Origin of the sequence: Acidithiobacillus concretivorus (assembly GCF_018853445.1) — a bacterium.
GTDB classification, from domain to species: domain Bacteria; phylum Pseudomonadota; class Gammaproteobacteria; order Acidithiobacillales; family Acidithiobacillaceae; genus Acidithiobacillus; species Acidithiobacillus concretivorus.
Genome location: NZ_JABELD010000096.1, coordinates 1 through 1204, shown reverse-complemented (window position 1 = coordinate 1204; position 1204 = coordinate 1). Strand labels below are relative to the sequence as shown.

Here is a 1204-nt window from a genome sequence, read left to right as displayed (position 1 = left end):
GTGGGGGATATTGGTATGTGCGAAGTAGTAATTGATGTGCGGATCTGCAGCCACATTACCCACAAACGTATTGATCAGATTAGTAATACCCGCCTTGCCGCCGTACTGGGCATAGTAATCCTGAGCGGATGCGGTCGAAATTCCCATCATGGTAACAGCCGTAAACCCTGCCGCCAAAGCGACACCCTTGGCTACTGCCGAAAGACGGGAAGAGGTTGGTATAAATGACATGGTAAACTCCTCTTAAATTAGGTCAGAAGCTGCTGGTCAGAGATAAATACAGACCATTTTGGTTTTTTTCGGTAGCAATAGTGCCCAAATCCACATAGGCCGCCGTTAGCGAGAGCTGCTTGTAGGGGAACCAGGCGACATACACGTCTTTCCAGGCGCTCGTCTTGGATACTGCATTTCCCAATGTGCTGAAATTACCCGCACCACTCGACGGGGCAATCAGCTGGTTCTGTGGCATACCGCGATATTCCGCACCCAACACAACATGTCGATTCAGAAAGACGCCTACTGAAGCTGCGGGTACGACCTTGTAGCCCATGCCATTGACACCCCCAAAACCTAACAAGCCTTGCTGGTTCGCATTGGTCACATCAATATTCACGTCCGCTAATGTCGTCAAACCAAACAAACCGTTGATCCAGACCTTGGTCGCAGACAAGTAGTAGCTGACGCCATTACGCTTCACATGCAAAGTGTCCGCCAGATTTTTGGGCATCTCATTATGATGGAAATCCACGCCGACGGATACTTGCGGCTCCCACCAATTTTGATCATAGATAATATTACCAAAAAGTCTTGCCTTTAAACCGACAATGTCCTGATTCAGATCATAGTTGCTGCCAAAAAATGCGGGTCCGCTCAGGCCAAGCGCAGCAGAAGTCGTGGAAGTCCCTAAAGGCACCGACGATCCGCTCACAACACTAAGAATACGATGATCGAGCGTTTGCCCCGTATTACCTAAACTAAACCCCTGCCGGGCAAAAGAAACTTCAATGCGGTTAAACAAACCGACCGATGCGCCGTAAGCGTTCAAGTTATAGTTGTTCAGCAATACATGTGAATAAAAAGCGGTCGCGCCAATTTGCTGATTGGTGCCATAACCCGAAATCACTGCCCAGGGGTTAATACCACCACCGGCAGCACCGTCTATCGCTGTTACTGCGCCAGTGCCCAAAATGCGGCCCTGACCAAA

1 protein-coding gene and 1 pseudogene are annotated in these 1204 nt (G+C 49.5%); both read right to left on the bottom strand.

The genetic code is table 11. The features are described 5' to 3' along the window. Positions 1–231, bottom strand: a pseudogene (locus HJG40_RS11720) (group I truncated hemoglobin); the annotation flags it as partial. A 22-nt stretch (positions 232–253) separates the two neighbouring features. Continuing rightward, the coding region (locus tag HJG40_RS11715; RefSeq protein ID WP_215864363.1) for a DUF3034 family protein at positions 254–1204 on the bottom strand (951 nt) is incomplete at its 5' end.